This window comes from Candidatus Pelagibacter sp. HIMB1623, from assembly GCF_052047695.1.
Taxonomy (GTDB): Bacteria; Pseudomonadota; Alphaproteobacteria; order Pelagibacterales; family Pelagibacteraceae; genus Pelagibacter.
Map to the genome: position 1 here is coordinate 391,515 of NZ_JBNAJN010000013.1, position 14,882 is coordinate 406,396.

A 14,882-nucleotide genomic window follows, 5' to 3' on the forward strand; every position below is an offset into this window, starting at 1 on the left:
GGAAATATGACAACATATTTTTATGGAAGAAATAGTGATGTTGAAAGTTATGAAAAAGGAAGTTCAATTGATACTCAATTATCAAAAGTAAAATCATATTGTAATATCAAAAACCTTAAAGTTGATATTGAAATCACAGAACAAGTATCAGGAACAGTTCCTTTTAAAAGAAGGCCACAAGGTTATGAATTATGGAAATCTTTAAAAAATAATGATCAAATTATTTGTTCTCACTTAGATCGTTTTAGTCGAAATACTCTAGATTTATTAACTCTAGTTGAAGAATTTAAACGAAAGAAAATCAAATTACATTTTGTTGATGTAGGAGGGGAGGTTACTGGATCAGATTCAATCTCTTCTGTTTTTATCAAAATGTTATCTGTCTTTGCGGAATTCTATTCGAAACAACAAAGTGAAAAATCAAAAGCGACTAAACAAAGAATGATTAAAGAAAACAAGTACACTGGAGGTTTTAGACCTAAGTTTGGTTATGATGTTGATGATAATGGTTATCTAATTCCTTGTGAGAAAGAACAATCAATTATTCGATTGATGAAGTTATTAAGAAAAAAAGGAAAATCTTATAAACAAATTTCTGAGATAGTTACAAAATCTACTAGAAAAAAGTTTGTTCAATCTTGGGTGTTTAATATTCTTAAAAGAGAAACAACCGAACAAAAAGTTGCGTAATGAAATATCTTTGTTCGAAATGTTCTAATCAATTAACTAAATTTGAAATTGAGTTGAATACTCTTTATCCAGTTGGCAAACTCTACTGCGAAACTTGTCAAAAAAAACACGAGAAAGAAATAATTAAAAAACTTTCAAAATCAATTGCTGATAGTTTAGATATTTATGATTTTAAGAAAAATTGATTATAGACACAATCATTAACTAATTTTAATATGAGATGTGTCAAAAGTAATTTATCTTAATAATCACTTAGAAAAATTTAGAGAAAAACCTGAGATCAAAATTGAATTAGATGACCTTAGAGGTCTTGCTCACTACAGTAATATTAATAGTGAAGATAAAAAAACTACTAAAATATTTATTGATTATTTTAAAAAGAAAAAAAGTCATAAAGAATTATTAAATAATCTTCCAAAGAATGTTGATAATTTGGGTAAATATTATTTAATAACTGTCTACTGGATTGCTTATATCAATTACTATCACAGTGAAAATTTTAATAATGAAATGGAAAAATGTTTAGAAAATATTGGTGAAAACACTATTCTTATTGAAAGTCCTCATTTTTGTAAAAAAGTGTATTATTATTTAAATTCTCCAAAAATTTTAAAAAAAAATATTTGAAAATCGATACCAATTGAGTTGGCAGCAATACTTCTATCGTTATATAATAATCCAATAAATTAGAATATGAATGATGAAGATGAAAAAGTAATATCAATTCAAGAGAATAAGTTAAGTGTCATACAAAAAGACTTAGAGGATAAAATTAATGAGTATTTATCAAAAAGAATTGAAATTGATCAAAAATACATTCAATTAAAACAAATAAGATCAGACATTTATAAACTTAAATCACAAAAAGATGAACTTGAGGGCACATTAAACGATATTGCTTTGCCAGTTAAAAATGATCAAGATCGAAGGGAACGTTTTGATCAAAATTTTTCTACAAGTGGTGAGGAACAATTTAAATTTGATAACGGAATAGTCTTTTTAAAAAGATATAAAACTGAATTTTCAAGTTACCTAAAAAAAGAATTTAATAAATTAGATATTGAGAAAAAAAGAGAGTTATTTAAAGCAGGTCTTCTAAAAATTAGATTTTATTTAAATTATATAAAATATGAAAAAATTAAAAAAGACGGTAAAAAGACTATATTAGATGATTATGTTTTTGAGAGATCAAGTAACTTTCCATATTATTTAAATATTAAATTAGATGATAAAATTAAAGATAAGTTAGAAAATATTAAAAAAGAACAAGCAGACCATTCAAAATTAGAACAGTCAGATAGAGAAAGTGAAATTGAAAATTTAGAAGAAGAAATCTATGGTAGTGAAGATGATTGGGATTTTTCGATAGATTATGAACCCGATGATGAAGATGAAAATTATTAAGTCTATTTATGTTAGATAAGATTACAAGAGAAACGATAGAAGGAACAAAGTCGGCAAAAGACTTCACTATAAAAAAATGGAAAAAGTTTATTAGAAAAAGAGCACTTAAAAGAGTTGAGAAACTGATGGCATATGCTCAAAAAAAACCTGAAGATTATACAAAAGAAGAAATGAGAAAATTAATAGAGAAAGAAGAAAAAGAGGTTATCTCTACTTTAACTGCTACAGTTGGAATTGGTGTTGTTCTAACTATGTTGGGAATTCCTAAATTGTAATGTTTAAGTGGCTAGGAAAACAGTTTGCCTATGGAAGAATTTACCTTTGGGCAAAAGAAAGATTAAGTGGTTTATTGTTAGCAATAATCTTATTGATTTTAGTTTCATATATTCACAGCCAGTATTTAAATTATATTGAATTTAAATCTAACAATGAAGGAAGCTATATTGGTGTTTCTTTTATAATTAAAAATACTTTAATATTGGCAATTGTTTTTGGTTACATTTATTTTTATAGAAAGATTAATCAAACTAAAGTTTCTATTAAAGAAACAAAAGAAACTATAATAAAAGAGAATAAAACTGACGATAAAGAAAGAGTGTCATCTTTAGATCAATTTTTAGAGGATGATGAGATAGACAGGTAATATGTTAGAAGCACTATTAATTATTGAATTATCTTACTTAACTTACAAAATTGTGTCTTCTATGATGGACTAGATTTTTATCTTCCATCCACAAAACGTCTAATCGCATTTTCAATAAACACCGACATTATCAATCCATTCTTTTGACATAAGAGTTTAAATCGATCTCGATATTCTTTTGAGATTAGAAAATTGACACGTTCTTTTTTAATTTTTTGTTTTAATATTTTCTCTGATTGAGCTGTCCACATTGATTACTCCTTAATGTCGTATTTGACTTTAATTTTGTTAAATAGATGTGATAATAATTTACCCATCTTTCTTACTTTAAAACTATCATTGTTATTGCCAGTGATATCTTTAATAAAATCTAGAACTAATTGAGCCTCACTATAGAGCCGATTAGATTGTAACATATCAAATAATTCATCTTCCGCTCTTGTGACATCATAATAATTTTTAAGACTTTCTTTATGTATTTGTTTGACACTTTGTTGAACTAGATTCATTTATTTTCTCTTTGATATTTCTTGATGAGTTCTTCTTTGTATTTTGTAACTAGATCATCAAATTCTTTAATTAACGCTATTTTACTAAATGTATCTCTAGTGATCTTTATCTTGTTCCAGAGACTTGTTATTTTATTTTCCATACTAGTATTTATTCATGTTGTTCTTAAAGTAGTTGCTTCGCAACCAAGACTTCGTCTTGATCTCATTTATAACCATATCCTTGAGGTAATGTTCATTTAGACAAAACTTTGCCATCAACTAATACTTAAAAAAATATTAGAAGTTGGAAAAGTCTTGTCCTTGAGTACAATGCCCAAATAGACACTTACCTTGGAGTATTGAAAATCGGCATTCACAGACAAACGGTCGGCGCTTCAATCTGCTGGTTAGACCAGATACTTACCACTTTGTAGTCTTCAAACTACCAACGCTAGACTTAATATCTTGGTAAGTTCAATATTAAGTTCTATGGGATTTGACAGTCAGCGTCTCACCCTCGTTTTTCCGTAATCATGAGTTTACGGCCTCGTGTATTGTAATAAGAATGAATTCCGATTAAATTCTTAATACGATTTTTTTAAATCGATATATTGAAGCGTTTAATCACTTCGCTATACGATATAAATGATCATTTAAATGATCGTACTTATCGTTAATTATTTATACGTAGAGATCGCTTGATTTTAAAAATTTTTGATAATTTCTTATCAAAGGTAATATTTGATCTTAGATCTAGAGAATTCTAATTGATAATCTAACGCTAATAGTACTTATTTTTACTTATTCTGAAATTTAAGGGGTTTATCTCTAAATCAAAAATAATTTACTCCAGCGCCATATTATTTTGATATGATGATTAGTAAGTTTATGAAGAATCTTTACTCTCCATCAATGCTTAAGAGTTATTTAAGCTGTAAATACACTATTTTTAATGAAGTAAATGAAAAGAAGTTAAATCTAAAGAAAATAGAATTATCTAAGAATGATCAATTAAGATTAGAAAAAGGAAATATACACGAGAAAAACTATCTTAAAGAACTTAAGAAAAAATATAAAAAAGTAATAGATTTAAAGAATACTAAACTCTCAAAAGAGGAAAAAGTTCCTAAAACAATACAGGCTATGAAAGAGGGTTGGGAGGTTATTCATGGCGGTTATTTACAAAGAGATAAGTGGCGTGGAGAATTTGATTTTTTGATTATTAATAAAGATCTTAAATCAAAGTTTGGTGATTACAGTTATGAAGTAATAGACACAAAGAACTCTAATAAACCTAAACCTGATCATATTATTCAACTAGGTATGTACACATACATGTTGGAAGAAACTCAAGGGGTGTTACCCAAAAGATTTACAATTGTACTTAAAGACATGATTGAAGAAAATGTACAAGTTAATCAGGTAAATGAATTTTTTAAAACTCATAGAGAAAATTATGAAAAATTTGTATCTAATGGAATTGATAAAACTAAACCAGAAAAATGTAGTTTCTGTCAAATTTGTTCATGGCAAGAAGAGTGTGAAAAAATATGGATTAAGGAAGATAATTTAAATCAAGTTGGTGGTTTAACTAAAGTTCATTTAAAAAAATTAATTGATTTAAAGATCGATACTGCCACAAAGCTATCCAAACTTGATCCAAATAAAAATATTAAAGGTTTTAAGAGTGAGATTTCATATAAATTAATTACTCAAGCGAGACTTCAAAAAGAATATCAAAAAACAAATAAACCAATTTTTGAGAATAACCCTATAAATTTACATGGAAAAAAAGGATTTAATTCTTTGCCAGAACCATCAGCATGCGACTTATATTTCGATATAGAGAGTGTTGAAGATCACGTTTATCCTGGTGGATTAGAGTATTTGTTTGGAATTTATTATGTAGAAGATGAAAAAGAAAAATTCGAAGCATTTTGGGCACATAACAAAACAGAGGAAAAACAAAATGTTATTAATTTTTTTGAATTTACTAAATCACATTTTAAGAAATATCCTTCCTCTAAAATTTATCATTATGGCTCTTATGAAATCACAGCTTTGTTAAAACTGACATCTCTTCATTCAACTAATGGAATAGATTATGATAATTTTCTACGATTAGAAAAGTTTGTAAATTTACTGAATGTAAATAAACAAGGTCTTTTTTTATCAGAAAATAGCTACTCATTAAAAAATGTTGAAAAATTTTATGATTTTAAAAGAGAAGGAGATGTTCAAAAAGGTGATGTTTCTCAAGAATATTATAGCGAATGGATTGAAACACAAGATCAAAAATATTTAGATGAGATTGAAAGTTATAATAAGCAGGACTGTCAATCCACATACGAACTTCATAAATGGCTTTTAAAAATTAAACCAGAAGAGACCTCATGGTTTAAAATTGAAGATAATGAAAAAGAAGAAGTCGAATTAAAAGATTGGGAAAATGATATTATTGAATATCAAAAAAAAGTAGAAAAAAGTAACTTTGAAAATCCTAAAATAAAACAGCTCATTTTTGATATTATTGGTTTTTATAATAGAGAGAACAAACCATCCTGGAGAGAATTTTTTGTAAGAAAAACTAAATCAGATGAAGAACTTATAGAAGACCCAGAGTGTATAGGAAATATGAAGCTTAATGGAAAACCAACTCCTGACAAAAAATCTTTGATCTATTCTTATAAATTCGAAGATCAAGATTTTAAATTAAAAAGAACTAAAAGAGTAATAATAGCTAATAATGATGATTTAGAGCAAAAAGATAATGCTGGTACTATTGTAGATATAGATTATCAAAAAAATGAGGTGCTTTTAAGAAGAGGAGTTGCTTCTGGTATGTTGCCCTCAATTTTATCTATAGGTCCAGAAAAACCTCGTCCAAACTCTAAATTAATTTCGAATACTTATAAGTTTATAGATAGCCTTTTAAATAAAGAAAATAAATATAAAGCACTAATAAGTTTCTTAGAAAAAAAGATACCTGAAATTACTGGAGTTAAAAGTGGAGAAAAAATTATTCAATCAGATGATTTCTTAAAAGAAATTCCAAAAATTATTTCAAATCTAAAAAATAGTTATATTTATATTCAGGGACCCCCAGGGACTGGAAAAACTTATCAAGCAGCAAATACAATTATTGAATTATTAAAACAAAAGAAAAAAATAGGAATAACTGGCTTATCACATAAGGTAATTCATAATTTGTTAGCAAGAATAGAAAGTTTATCAAAAGAAAAACAATTTGCTTTTTCTGGCTATAAAAGAGGAACCTTGAGTGATGAAGAAACAGTATTTGAGGGAGACTTTATAAAAACATATGAAAAAGATCCTGTCTTTATGAATGCTATAACTGATGAAAATACTGGAAATATATTTGCTGGAACTAAATTTCATTTCGCAAGTTCTTTTTATGATGAAAAAATTGACTATCTATTTATTGATGAAGCTGGGCAAGTAAGTGTAGCTGATTTGATTAGTATAGGAAATGTAGCAAAAAATATAGTGCTTATTGGTGATCAAAATCAACTTGGACAACCAATTAAAGGATCTCATCCTAATGAGTCAGGTCAATCAATTTTAGATTATTTGTTAGAAGGCAAAGATACAATTCCTGAAGAAAGAGGAATTTTTTTAAATAAAACTTATAGATTAAATTCGAAGTTAAATAATTTTATTTCATCTAACTTTTATGAAGAAAGATTAGTGTGTGACGAAAGTACAAATAAACGATTAATAAAATTTAATAAAAAGTCTAAAATTCAAGACGCAGGTATTCATTATATAGAAATGAATCATAAAAATAATATTCAAACAAGTATTGAAGAGTTTGAGGTTATTAGGGATCTTATGAAAGAAATGATTGGACTTGAGTTTGAAGATAAAGGTAAAACAAAAAAATTAAATGTTGATGATTTCTTGATAATTAGTCCTTTTAATACACAAGTAAATTTACTTATTTCAAAATTAGAAGAATCTAATATTGAGAACCCAAGAGTTGGAACTATTGATAAATTTCAAGGACAAGAAGCGCCTGTTACTATTATTTCAATGACCTCTTCCGATAGTGACTCATTACCTAGAAACAAAGAATTTTTCTTTAGTAGAAATAGGTTAAATGTTGCTATTTCTAGAGCTCAAGTTGCTTCTATCATATTATTCAATCGTAATTTATTGGATAGTTCACCAAAAAATTTAGATTATATAAAACTTATGAATAATTTTTTTAAAATTTTAAATTTTAAAACTTAAATTATTTTACTAAATAATTTTTAATTTAATCGCTTTCTTTTTTCATATTTTTATGAAATGTTAGATATGTGGGTTATTTTTTTTTAGATATAGAAACCTTTATTGATGATGAAGTTCAAAATTCAGCATTAAACCCATTTACATCAAAATCGAAAGTAATAGCAATTGCTTATAATTATTATAACGAATTTAAAATTAACGAAAAAATTATAAGAAAACCTACAGTTTTAAAAGAATGGGAAGTTGGAGAGAGAAAAATTTTAGAAGATTTTTATACTTTTATAAAATTAAAAATCCCAGATGATAAACATTTTAAGTATCTTGGTTTTAATTGTATAAAATTTGATCTTTCTTATTTGATGGGAAGATTAATAGCATTAGAGATAGATACTCCTGAAAATATTTATTATCATTTATTTACGGCTCCGCATATTATTGATTTGGGACAATTAGCACAAATTTTATCAAATAATAGATTTAAAGAAATTTTAAATATCAACCAAAAAACAACAAATGGCTTTTTTGATCTACCAATAAAAAAAGGAACAGGAAAAGATGTTACTAAATTTTACAAAAATAAAGAATTTGAAAAAATAGAGCAGTATATTAGTGAAGAATTTTCTTTTGAGTTGCTTTATTTAAAACTCAAAAGGCATATCTATAATAAAGAAACCATGATTAAAAATGTTAATCCAGGCAGCTAAACAAGAAATTTCAGATTATTTTAGAAAACAAAATTTTGAAGTTTTAGATTTATTTTACAAGATGCCATGTAACTCTTGTATGACAGTTGAAAAATGGGATCATTTTGAATTTTTTCCAGATATTCTTTTAAAGAAAAATGAAAAATTAATTTTATGTTTTGTAATATTTTCTAAAGATACATTATCAAAATGTGAGGAATTTATTAAAAAAAATTCTAAAATTGATAATTATAAAATTTTTTTATACGAGGATCATTCCTTTTATGAACAAATTGGGGATGAATTTTCTTTAGTATCAAAAGAGCTCAATCCATCTTTTAAACAATTTAATTCTTCACTTAAAACATACAAGTCTATTAATGATAAATTTGCTGAAACTAGGTTAATGGGAAAGTTGGGTGAAGAAAAATTAGAAGATTATTTTAAAAAGACGAATAAAGAGTATTTTAATCTAAATTTTAATGCTCCGTGTGATACTTGCTCAGAACCTGAAAATTGGAGAAAATTTAATAAACTTCCAGATGGTATTTTTTTTGAAGATAAAAGAACACTTTTTTTTGAAGTAAAATCTAAGAAGAAAAGATTATTCATTATTAATGAGCGTGATTACAAAGAATATCTAGATAAAAATAATTTTTTTCAAGTACGTGTTTTCTTTTTAATTTTTGATTTTAAGTTAACAAAGTGTAAAGAGATTTTTTATCATGATGTGATAAAAAAAGATTATCCAAAAACAAAACAGAGAGATGGAAATATAACCTTAGATGTTTCCAATAATATAGTCCAGATACAATAATGCCAAAAGGTGGAGCGCGAGTACCAAGTGATAAATATGCCGTTAGCAAGGCAATGGGTTTAGAATATTTTTTTGAAACTTTAAATTTACTTCATCAAGAAACTGAAAAATTATTTCAAATAACTGAAGTGTTAAATGAATTGAACAAAAAATTTGCTTATTGGGATGATAGTAAAACAGAAACTTGTAGAGGAACGTTAAAGGAACTTTGGAGATTTGGTTTTATTGAAAAACTAGATAATCAAAATAGAAAAATTCAGTTAAACGAAAAAAGTTGGAAAACAGGTTCTGGATTTAGATATAGAATTTCAGAAATTGGAAAAAGAGTTATAAATGAAGGTTCAGGAAAATTTACAATTAATGTTGCGAGAGCTTTATTCGAGGCATTAGAAAAAGGAATATTTCCTCAATTAAAAAAAATTTTAGATATAACAAAGACTAAAGGATATTTTCCAGTAAGTAGCACAGAACATGTAGCTATTAGTAAAGAGTTGAATTTATATGTAGAGGAGCACGCTGGAAAAAGTATAAAATTTGGTTTACTTGAAAGCACTGGAATTTTTTACCGTAAAGATAGTTGTTTTTATCTTAATTATTTATGGATTAATCAATTAAAAATAAACAATTTTCTTTTTGATGATACCCAAGAGAAATTAGAATTGATAACTGAAGAAAATATAAAAAAAAGTTTTATTGAGGGAGAAATACTAGAAATTTCATTTAAAATTTTAGATACAAAAATTAATTCTAAAAATAAAATTCAAATAAATCTATTTAGTAATTTTAATTTTTTATTTGATGTTGATAATATTGAAATTAAAGAAGAAATTTTATATCTAAAACTTAAATCTTTATTTAGTAGCAGAGATTACACAGATAGTAATATCCTAACTTTATTGGGTTCTTTGGAGCTTAGTACAGAAAGTGATAAGATTTTAATAGAATTGCCTAAATTAAGAATTTTGACAGATGATCACGAATGGGAATTAAAAATTTGTGAAGTATTCAAAGATTTAAATTTTGAATGTCTTCATTTGTCAGGTAAATCTGATAGACCCGATGCGATTTTAGATTTGTCAGATGATGTAAATCAAGAAAATGTTTTAGAATATTTAAGAAATGCTGATAAAGAAAAATTAATGGTAGAGACTACTATTGGTGAATATTCTTTTTCTAAATTAAAAAAAGATACAGCTAAATTTATAAATCATTCTACAAAAGTACTTAAAATAAGCAGTATAGGACAATTAATTGTCGCTAATACATTTGAAAAAAATATTGATAAGAAGTTTGAAGTTTTTAGAAATGAAATTAATCATAACGTGACATTAATTGATTATGAAAATATTGATTATTTGAAAAAATATAAAGATCATATGAGTTTTAAGCAAATTTTTAAAAATCTGATGATTTCTTCAAAATATGTTAGTAAGCAGTTAGTTGATAAATACTTTTCTACTTCTTAAAAACTAAAATAAAATCTTTGGGTATAAATCTAATATAAGAAGTATGGTGTTTAAATATTTTTTTTTCTATTGGACAGGATATTAATCCCTCAAATTTGAATCCTATTTCTCGACAATTTTTTATTGCTATATCTGTTATACTTTCTTCAGTTGATGGGTCACCATATACACAAATAAAATAAGAGTTTTTTTTTAAAATTTTATAAACATTCTCAAATCCTTTTTTTAATTCTTCATTAAAATCCTTATTTTTTTCTAGGGAACTTTTGAACTTTGGTTTTTCTAAATCAAAGAATTCAAAGTGTAATCGATAAATGTCTGTATATCTGGATCCAGTACCATAGGGCGGTGAAGTTATAACTAAATCAATTGAATTATCTTTAATTTTACTTTTTAATTCTCTTATATCTGTGCTTAATAGTTTTACCTTATTTTTAATTTTTTTTATTTTTATATAATCAAAATATTTATCCATTTGATTTTTCATTAAAAAAATTTTTTTTTCAAATAGACTAATTGTATCCGGTAATTTTTTATCTTTTTGTATATTTAAATGTTGTTGAGCATTTTTTGCGTTTGAGCAAGATCTTAAAATACTAGATAGTGCCAATAGAAAAAAATTTCTTTTATTTTTATTTTCTATAGAATTTACTACATCTTTAATTATTACTAATTCTATAATTTTGTCTTCTCTAAACCATTTATTAATATTTGTAATATTAGGTAATTTAATTTTTAGTTTTTTTTTAAGAAGATTTTTTTTGATTTTATTTAAAACATTTAGGCAATCATCATTATTAATCTTTACAGGAGTGACTTTCGCAGAAGTAATAAAAGTTGAGAATTCACTTATATCTGATCCTATACAATCGTATCCATTCATATAACCTTCTACAATTGTTGATCCACCACCCATAAAAGGATCTAGTAGTGTTCCAGGTTTTTTTTTATTCCCATATTTATCAATAATTTTTTTAACTATAATTGGAGGGTAGGCAGCAAAGTAAGGATGAAAATCATTAGTTAAATAAAATTGTGTTCTATCTCTGGGTATTGACCATTCATCAATTAGTTTATGTTTTTTTTCAATTTGTTTATTACTTAATTTTATTTCTTTAAAAATCTTATCTTTGTTCATATGAAAATTTTTCTTTTTTAAATTCTGTTTCTTTTAAACGATTAATTGCTTTTAAGATGTATTCATTATTTATCTCAATTCCTATGCTTTTTCTTCCAAGTTCTTTACAAGCTACTGAAGTTGTTCCTGTTCCTAGAAATGGATCTAGTACAATAGAGTTTTTTTTGGTTGTTGCTAATATTATTCTTCTTAATAATCTTAATGGTTTTTGAGAAGCATGAAATATTTTATTATTATCTTTAACTCTTTCTTTGGAGTTCCATCTTAATCTATTAATTTGCCATACATCACCAGGATTTTTACCTTTAGTGTTGCTATATTTTTCATATCTAACCAATGGAGATCTTACATCTTCAATATCAAAATGATATTTAGTTGGATTGTTTCTATAATAAAGAATTACCTCATACCTCTTTTCAAAATTTTTTTTTTCAGGCATGCCATCTGTATAATGATATATAATTTGATTAACGTAGGTAAATTGTGAATCTAAATAAGGAACTAAATAAGCTGAGTAATGTGGATGGCCCATCATTATGAAAGATCCATTATCTTTTAACTTAGATTTTATAATGTTTATCCATTCTTTAGACCATTGAACATAATCATCCAAAGTTTTCCATTTATCCTTATTATTCCCAAAATTTTTACCCATATTGTATGGTGGGTCAGCAAAAACCAGATCAATAGACTTGTTTTGTATTTCTTTATAAAGATTCAAAATAGATCCAAGATAAATTTTATGGTCTTTAGAATTATATTTCTGCTTTAAAATCATTTTTATTTTGTGAATTAACTCGTACTTATAAGTATTATATTCTGATAAAGAAATTACTACTACTACTATTTTATATAAATTTAACTTTATCCATAAATTAGAGATTTATATTTTATTTTTAATTTAATAAGTGGATGTGTTTATGATTCCATTTTTTTCAAACCATTTATAAAATTTTATTCTATCTTTTCTTAAAGAAATCATAAAATTTTTATAATCAATTGAAACTCTATTTACTAAGAAGTATAGAACTTTATAAAATACGTAATGTAAGTGAACAATTCTATCTCTTTGTTGTTTAAAAATTTTTATATTTAAAGTTGAATCAACAATTCTATTTTTATAATTTTTTTCAGCATAATAGTAAGCATCATTTGTTTCGATAATCATATTTACAAAATCATCTTGATGTTTAAGTATCCTTATATCGATACATTCATTTAGAGCACACTTAACTGTGTTTAAATCGTGGAGATCTTTTGAATATTCAGTATTTAACAATACTATTCATATAGGAATAAATTTTAAGTTATCTAGACATATTCTTACCAAAATAATCTTACATAATATTACAATGATAAATAATTTCTTTAACTGGTGCGTTTATGTTCTGGAAGTAATTGGGAATGTTACAGGTATAGGGTACGAATTAGCAAATATTGTAATATTTGTAATTATTCAACCTTTATTAATTTTAGTATTTTTTATTCTTTGGAAAAAAGAAAAAAAGAAAAATGATTTATTAAATCAAAAATTGATCAAATTTTAAAATATATGAAAAAGAATATCGTTTTTTTTGTAATTATATTTCTATTATTAAAATTTAATCATTTAAAAGCTGAAGAATGGAAATTTGTAAATAATGATAAATTAGCATATTCCGCCGTCAATGGTGAGATTACATATGGGGATAATCTAAGTTTTTTTCTTTTAAAAAATGATGACTGTAAAACAGTTTGGACTACATTTTCTGTATATACTTATCTAAGTCCTGAAAATTTATCTGAATTAGTTAATAAAAATATTCCAATTCAGCTGAATGGATTAGATCTTGAGGCAAAAATAGTTGATATAAAACCTTTTCTAATGGGACATAGGTACATTTTAAGTTTGGGTAGTTATAATTTTATAGATTATAAAAAATTCATTGTTGAGTTTTTTAATGAATTTTCAAAATACGAAATTGAACTGATTGATAATGAAAAATTTCAATCTTCAAAATATTTTGACATTAGAAAAAATAATTGGATCTTGAAAGAAGTAGGTAGTTCTTTGGATAAAACAGAAAAATTATGTTTTGGAGTACAAAGTTAAGATAACAAAAAACTATTCTAATTGACTTATCGAGTAGAACATAAGTTATAATTCTAGTGATTTATTTGTTAATTCATTAAAAGAATTTTTTAAATCTTCAAGATTGTTATATTCTTCATAATTTGAAAAACCATTTGTTGCCCACAAAAACATCATGTAGTTACCTAAATTTTTATTGATTATGTAATGTAGTGTATTTTGATCATCCTCATAAAAAATGTTATCTTCTTTTAAAGTCTCGTTAAATTTATCTTTATTTTTCATATATAAGTTAACATCTCTCATATCATCTTTCGGTCTACAGTTTTTTGTAATTTCTAAAAAATGATCAATATCTATTTTATTATTAATGGTATTTTCTAATTTATATTCTAATTCAAATGCTGGAATATTTTCAATTTCATTATGAAAGTTTCTTGATTTAATAACTTCTATTTCATTTCCTTTTAGTCTCCAATTATTCTCATAACTTGCGTCTAGAAAAGCAAGCAATGTAACCAAGTTAGGTAATCTTAATAAAGGAAGAAACGTTGTTTTGTCCTGACACACATCTTTAATATTATTAAAAAATTCCTTGAAGAAATCTAATTTTGTAAAATAATTTTTATTGTCTCTTATATCAAATTTGTCATATTTTATATCACTAGGTATATTTTCAACACCAAATATTGAAAATATGGCATCATACTTTTTTTCATGTTTAGATAATTTTTCATAGCTAATTGGTATAAATTCTAAGTTGTTTTTTACAAACTTTTCTTTAGCAAAGTTTATGATTTTTTCTTCTATATCAATTCCAGTAAAATTAATTTCATTATTTTTATTAGAAAGATAATTCAATAAAATTCCATTATAACTACCAAGTTCTAAAACATTTTTTGGCTTTGTATTTTCAATAAATTCTATGACTTTAAGAGAATTTTCCAAAAAAAAATCAGATTGAAAAAACATAAGAACAGAAGTTTCTTTAAAATTTTCACAAAAATCATATACGCTGATTTTCTTTTCAGGATTTTCATATCTATCTTCAAATATTTGGCTTAATCGTTCTGTTCTTTCAATCCCAAATTCTTTTTCAAAATATTTCCAAATTTGTTCATGATCTAGATTAAATCTAATGAAATTTTCATTACAATATTTTTTATAAGATTTTCTTAAGTTCATTAATAAATCAGTCTAAACTAATTCAAACCTTCGTTGAACC

General features: G+C 25.0%; 17 protein-coding genes. 12 read left to right on the forward strand and 5 right to left on the reverse strand.

The genetic code is table 11. The features are described 5' to 3' along the window. Positions 1 to 6 precede the first annotated feature (6 nt). The 6 genes from ACTTBN_RS06510 to ACTTBN_RS06535 all read left to right on the forward strand — a co-directional run bounded on the left by ACTTBN_RS06510 (position 7) and on the right by ACTTBN_RS06535 (position 2,737). Positions 7 to 690, forward strand: a complete 684-nt coding sequence (locus ACTTBN_RS06510) for a recombinase family protein (protein WP_440681597.1) — start codon at positions 7 to 9, stop codon at positions 688 to 690. Further along, positions 690 to 875, forward strand: coding sequence for a hypothetical protein (locus ACTTBN_RS06515; RefSeq protein ID WP_440681598.1), 186 nt, complete (start codon positions 690 to 692; stop codon positions 873 to 875). Before ACTTBN_RS06510 ends, ACTTBN_RS06515 begins: the two co-directional genes overlap by 1 nt. A gap of 37 nt (positions 876 to 912) precedes the next feature. Continuing rightward, positions 913 to 1,317, forward strand: coding sequence for a hypothetical protein (locus tag ACTTBN_RS06520; RefSeq protein WP_440681599.1), 405 nt, complete (start codon positions 913 to 915; stop codon positions 1,315 to 1,317). 66 nt (positions 1,318 to 1,383) lie between these two features. Further along, positions 1,384 to 2,094, forward strand: a complete 711-nt coding sequence (locus ACTTBN_RS06525; protein ID WP_440681600.1) for a hypothetical protein — start codon at positions 1,384 to 1,386, stop codon at positions 2,092 to 2,094. Between the two features lie 8 nt (positions 2,095 to 2,102). Beyond that, a complete protein-coding gene (locus tag ACTTBN_RS06530) occupies positions 2,103 to 2,369 on the forward strand; it encodes a hypothetical protein (RefSeq protein ID WP_440681601.1) in 267 nt (88 codons plus the stop codon). Then, positions 2,369 to 2,737, forward strand: a complete 369-nt coding sequence (locus ACTTBN_RS06535) for a hypothetical protein (protein WP_440681602.1) — start codon at positions 2,369 to 2,371, stop codon at positions 2,735 to 2,737. The genes ACTTBN_RS06530 and ACTTBN_RS06535 overlap by 1 nt, the downstream gene beginning before the upstream one ends. 254 nt (positions 2,738 to 2,991) lie before the next feature. Here the strand turns inward: ACTTBN_RS06535 and ACTTBN_RS06540 are convergent, their stop codons facing one another. Continuing rightward, positions 2,992 to 3,246, reverse strand: coding sequence for a hypothetical protein (locus ACTTBN_RS06540; RefSeq protein ID WP_440681603.1), 255 nt, complete (start codon positions 3,244 to 3,246; stop codon positions 2,992 to 2,994). Positions 3,247 to 4,116: 870 nt separating this feature from the next. On the opposite strand from ACTTBN_RS06540, the gene ACTTBN_RS06545 reads away from it, so the two are divergent. From ACTTBN_RS06545 to ACTTBN_RS06560, 4 genes are all read left to right on the forward strand, one after another. Further along, on the forward strand, positions 4,117 to 7,482 hold the full coding sequence (locus ACTTBN_RS06545; RefSeq protein WP_440681605.1) for a TM0106 family RecB-like putative nuclease: 3,366 nt from the start codon (positions 4,117 to 4,119) through the stop codon (positions 7,480 to 7,482). A gap of 68 nt (positions 7,483 to 7,550) precedes the next feature. Continuing rightward, the gene (locus ACTTBN_RS06550; RefSeq protein WP_440681606.1) at positions 7,551 to 8,186 is read left to right on the forward strand and encodes a hypothetical protein; all 636 of its coding nucleotides are present in this window, start codon (positions 7,551 to 7,553) and stop codon (positions 8,184 to 8,186) included. Beyond that, a complete protein-coding gene (locus ACTTBN_RS06555; protein WP_440681607.1) occupies positions 8,167 to 8,982 on the forward strand; it encodes a hypothetical protein in 816 nt (271 codons plus the stop codon). The genes ACTTBN_RS06550 and ACTTBN_RS06555 overlap by 20 nt, the downstream gene beginning before the upstream one ends. Beyond that, the gene (locus tag ACTTBN_RS06560; protein ID WP_440681608.1) at positions 8,982 to 10,448 is read left to right on the forward strand and encodes a hypothetical protein; all 1,467 of its coding nucleotides are present in this window, start codon (positions 8,982 to 8,984) and stop codon (positions 10,446 to 10,448) included. Before ACTTBN_RS06555 ends, ACTTBN_RS06560 begins: the two co-directional genes overlap by 1 nt. Here the strand turns inward: ACTTBN_RS06560 and ACTTBN_RS06565 are convergent. The 3 genes from ACTTBN_RS06565 to ACTTBN_RS06575 form a co-directional block, all read right to left on the reverse strand. Next, positions 10,438 to 11,586 (reverse strand): DNA methyltransferase, encoded by a 1,149-nt coding sequence (locus ACTTBN_RS06565; RefSeq protein ID WP_440681609.1) that lies wholly within the window; start codon positions 11,584 to 11,586, stop codon positions 10,438 to 10,440. The two genes, ACTTBN_RS06560 and ACTTBN_RS06565, sit on opposite strands and share 11 nt — an antisense overlap. Then, positions 11,573 to 12,364, reverse strand: a complete 792-nt coding sequence (locus ACTTBN_RS06570) for a DNA-methyltransferase (protein ID WP_440681610.1) — start codon at positions 12,362 to 12,364, stop codon at positions 11,573 to 11,575. Before ACTTBN_RS06570 ends, ACTTBN_RS06565 begins: the two co-directional genes overlap by 14 nt. 123 nt (positions 12,365 to 12,487) lie before the next feature. Further along, a complete protein-coding gene (locus ACTTBN_RS06575; protein ID WP_440681611.1) occupies positions 12,488 to 12,865 on the reverse strand; it encodes a hypothetical protein in 378 nt (125 codons plus the stop codon). A gap of 73 nt (positions 12,866 to 12,938) precedes the next feature. Here ACTTBN_RS06575 and ACTTBN_RS06580 point away from each other — a divergent pair, with 73 nt between their 5' ends. Next, positions 12,939 to 13,133, forward strand: a complete 195-nt coding sequence (locus ACTTBN_RS06580; protein WP_440681612.1) for a hypothetical protein — start codon at positions 12,939 to 12,941, stop codon at positions 13,131 to 13,133. Positions 13,134 to 13,138: 5 nt separating this feature from the next. Then, positions 13,139 to 13,678: a hypothetical protein gene (locus tag ACTTBN_RS06585; protein ID WP_440681613.1), complete on the forward strand. Its 540-nt coding sequence runs from the start codon at positions 13,139 to 13,141 to the stop codon at positions 13,676 to 13,678. A gap of 45 nt (positions 13,679 to 13,723) precedes the next feature. Here the strand turns inward: ACTTBN_RS06585 and ACTTBN_RS06590 are convergent, their stop codons facing one another. Continuing rightward, entirely contained in the window at positions 13,724 to 14,842 is a 1,119-nt protein-coding gene (locus ACTTBN_RS06590) for a class I SAM-dependent methyltransferase (protein WP_440681614.1), read from the reverse strand. Positions 14,843 to 14,882: the final 40 nt, after the last annotated feature.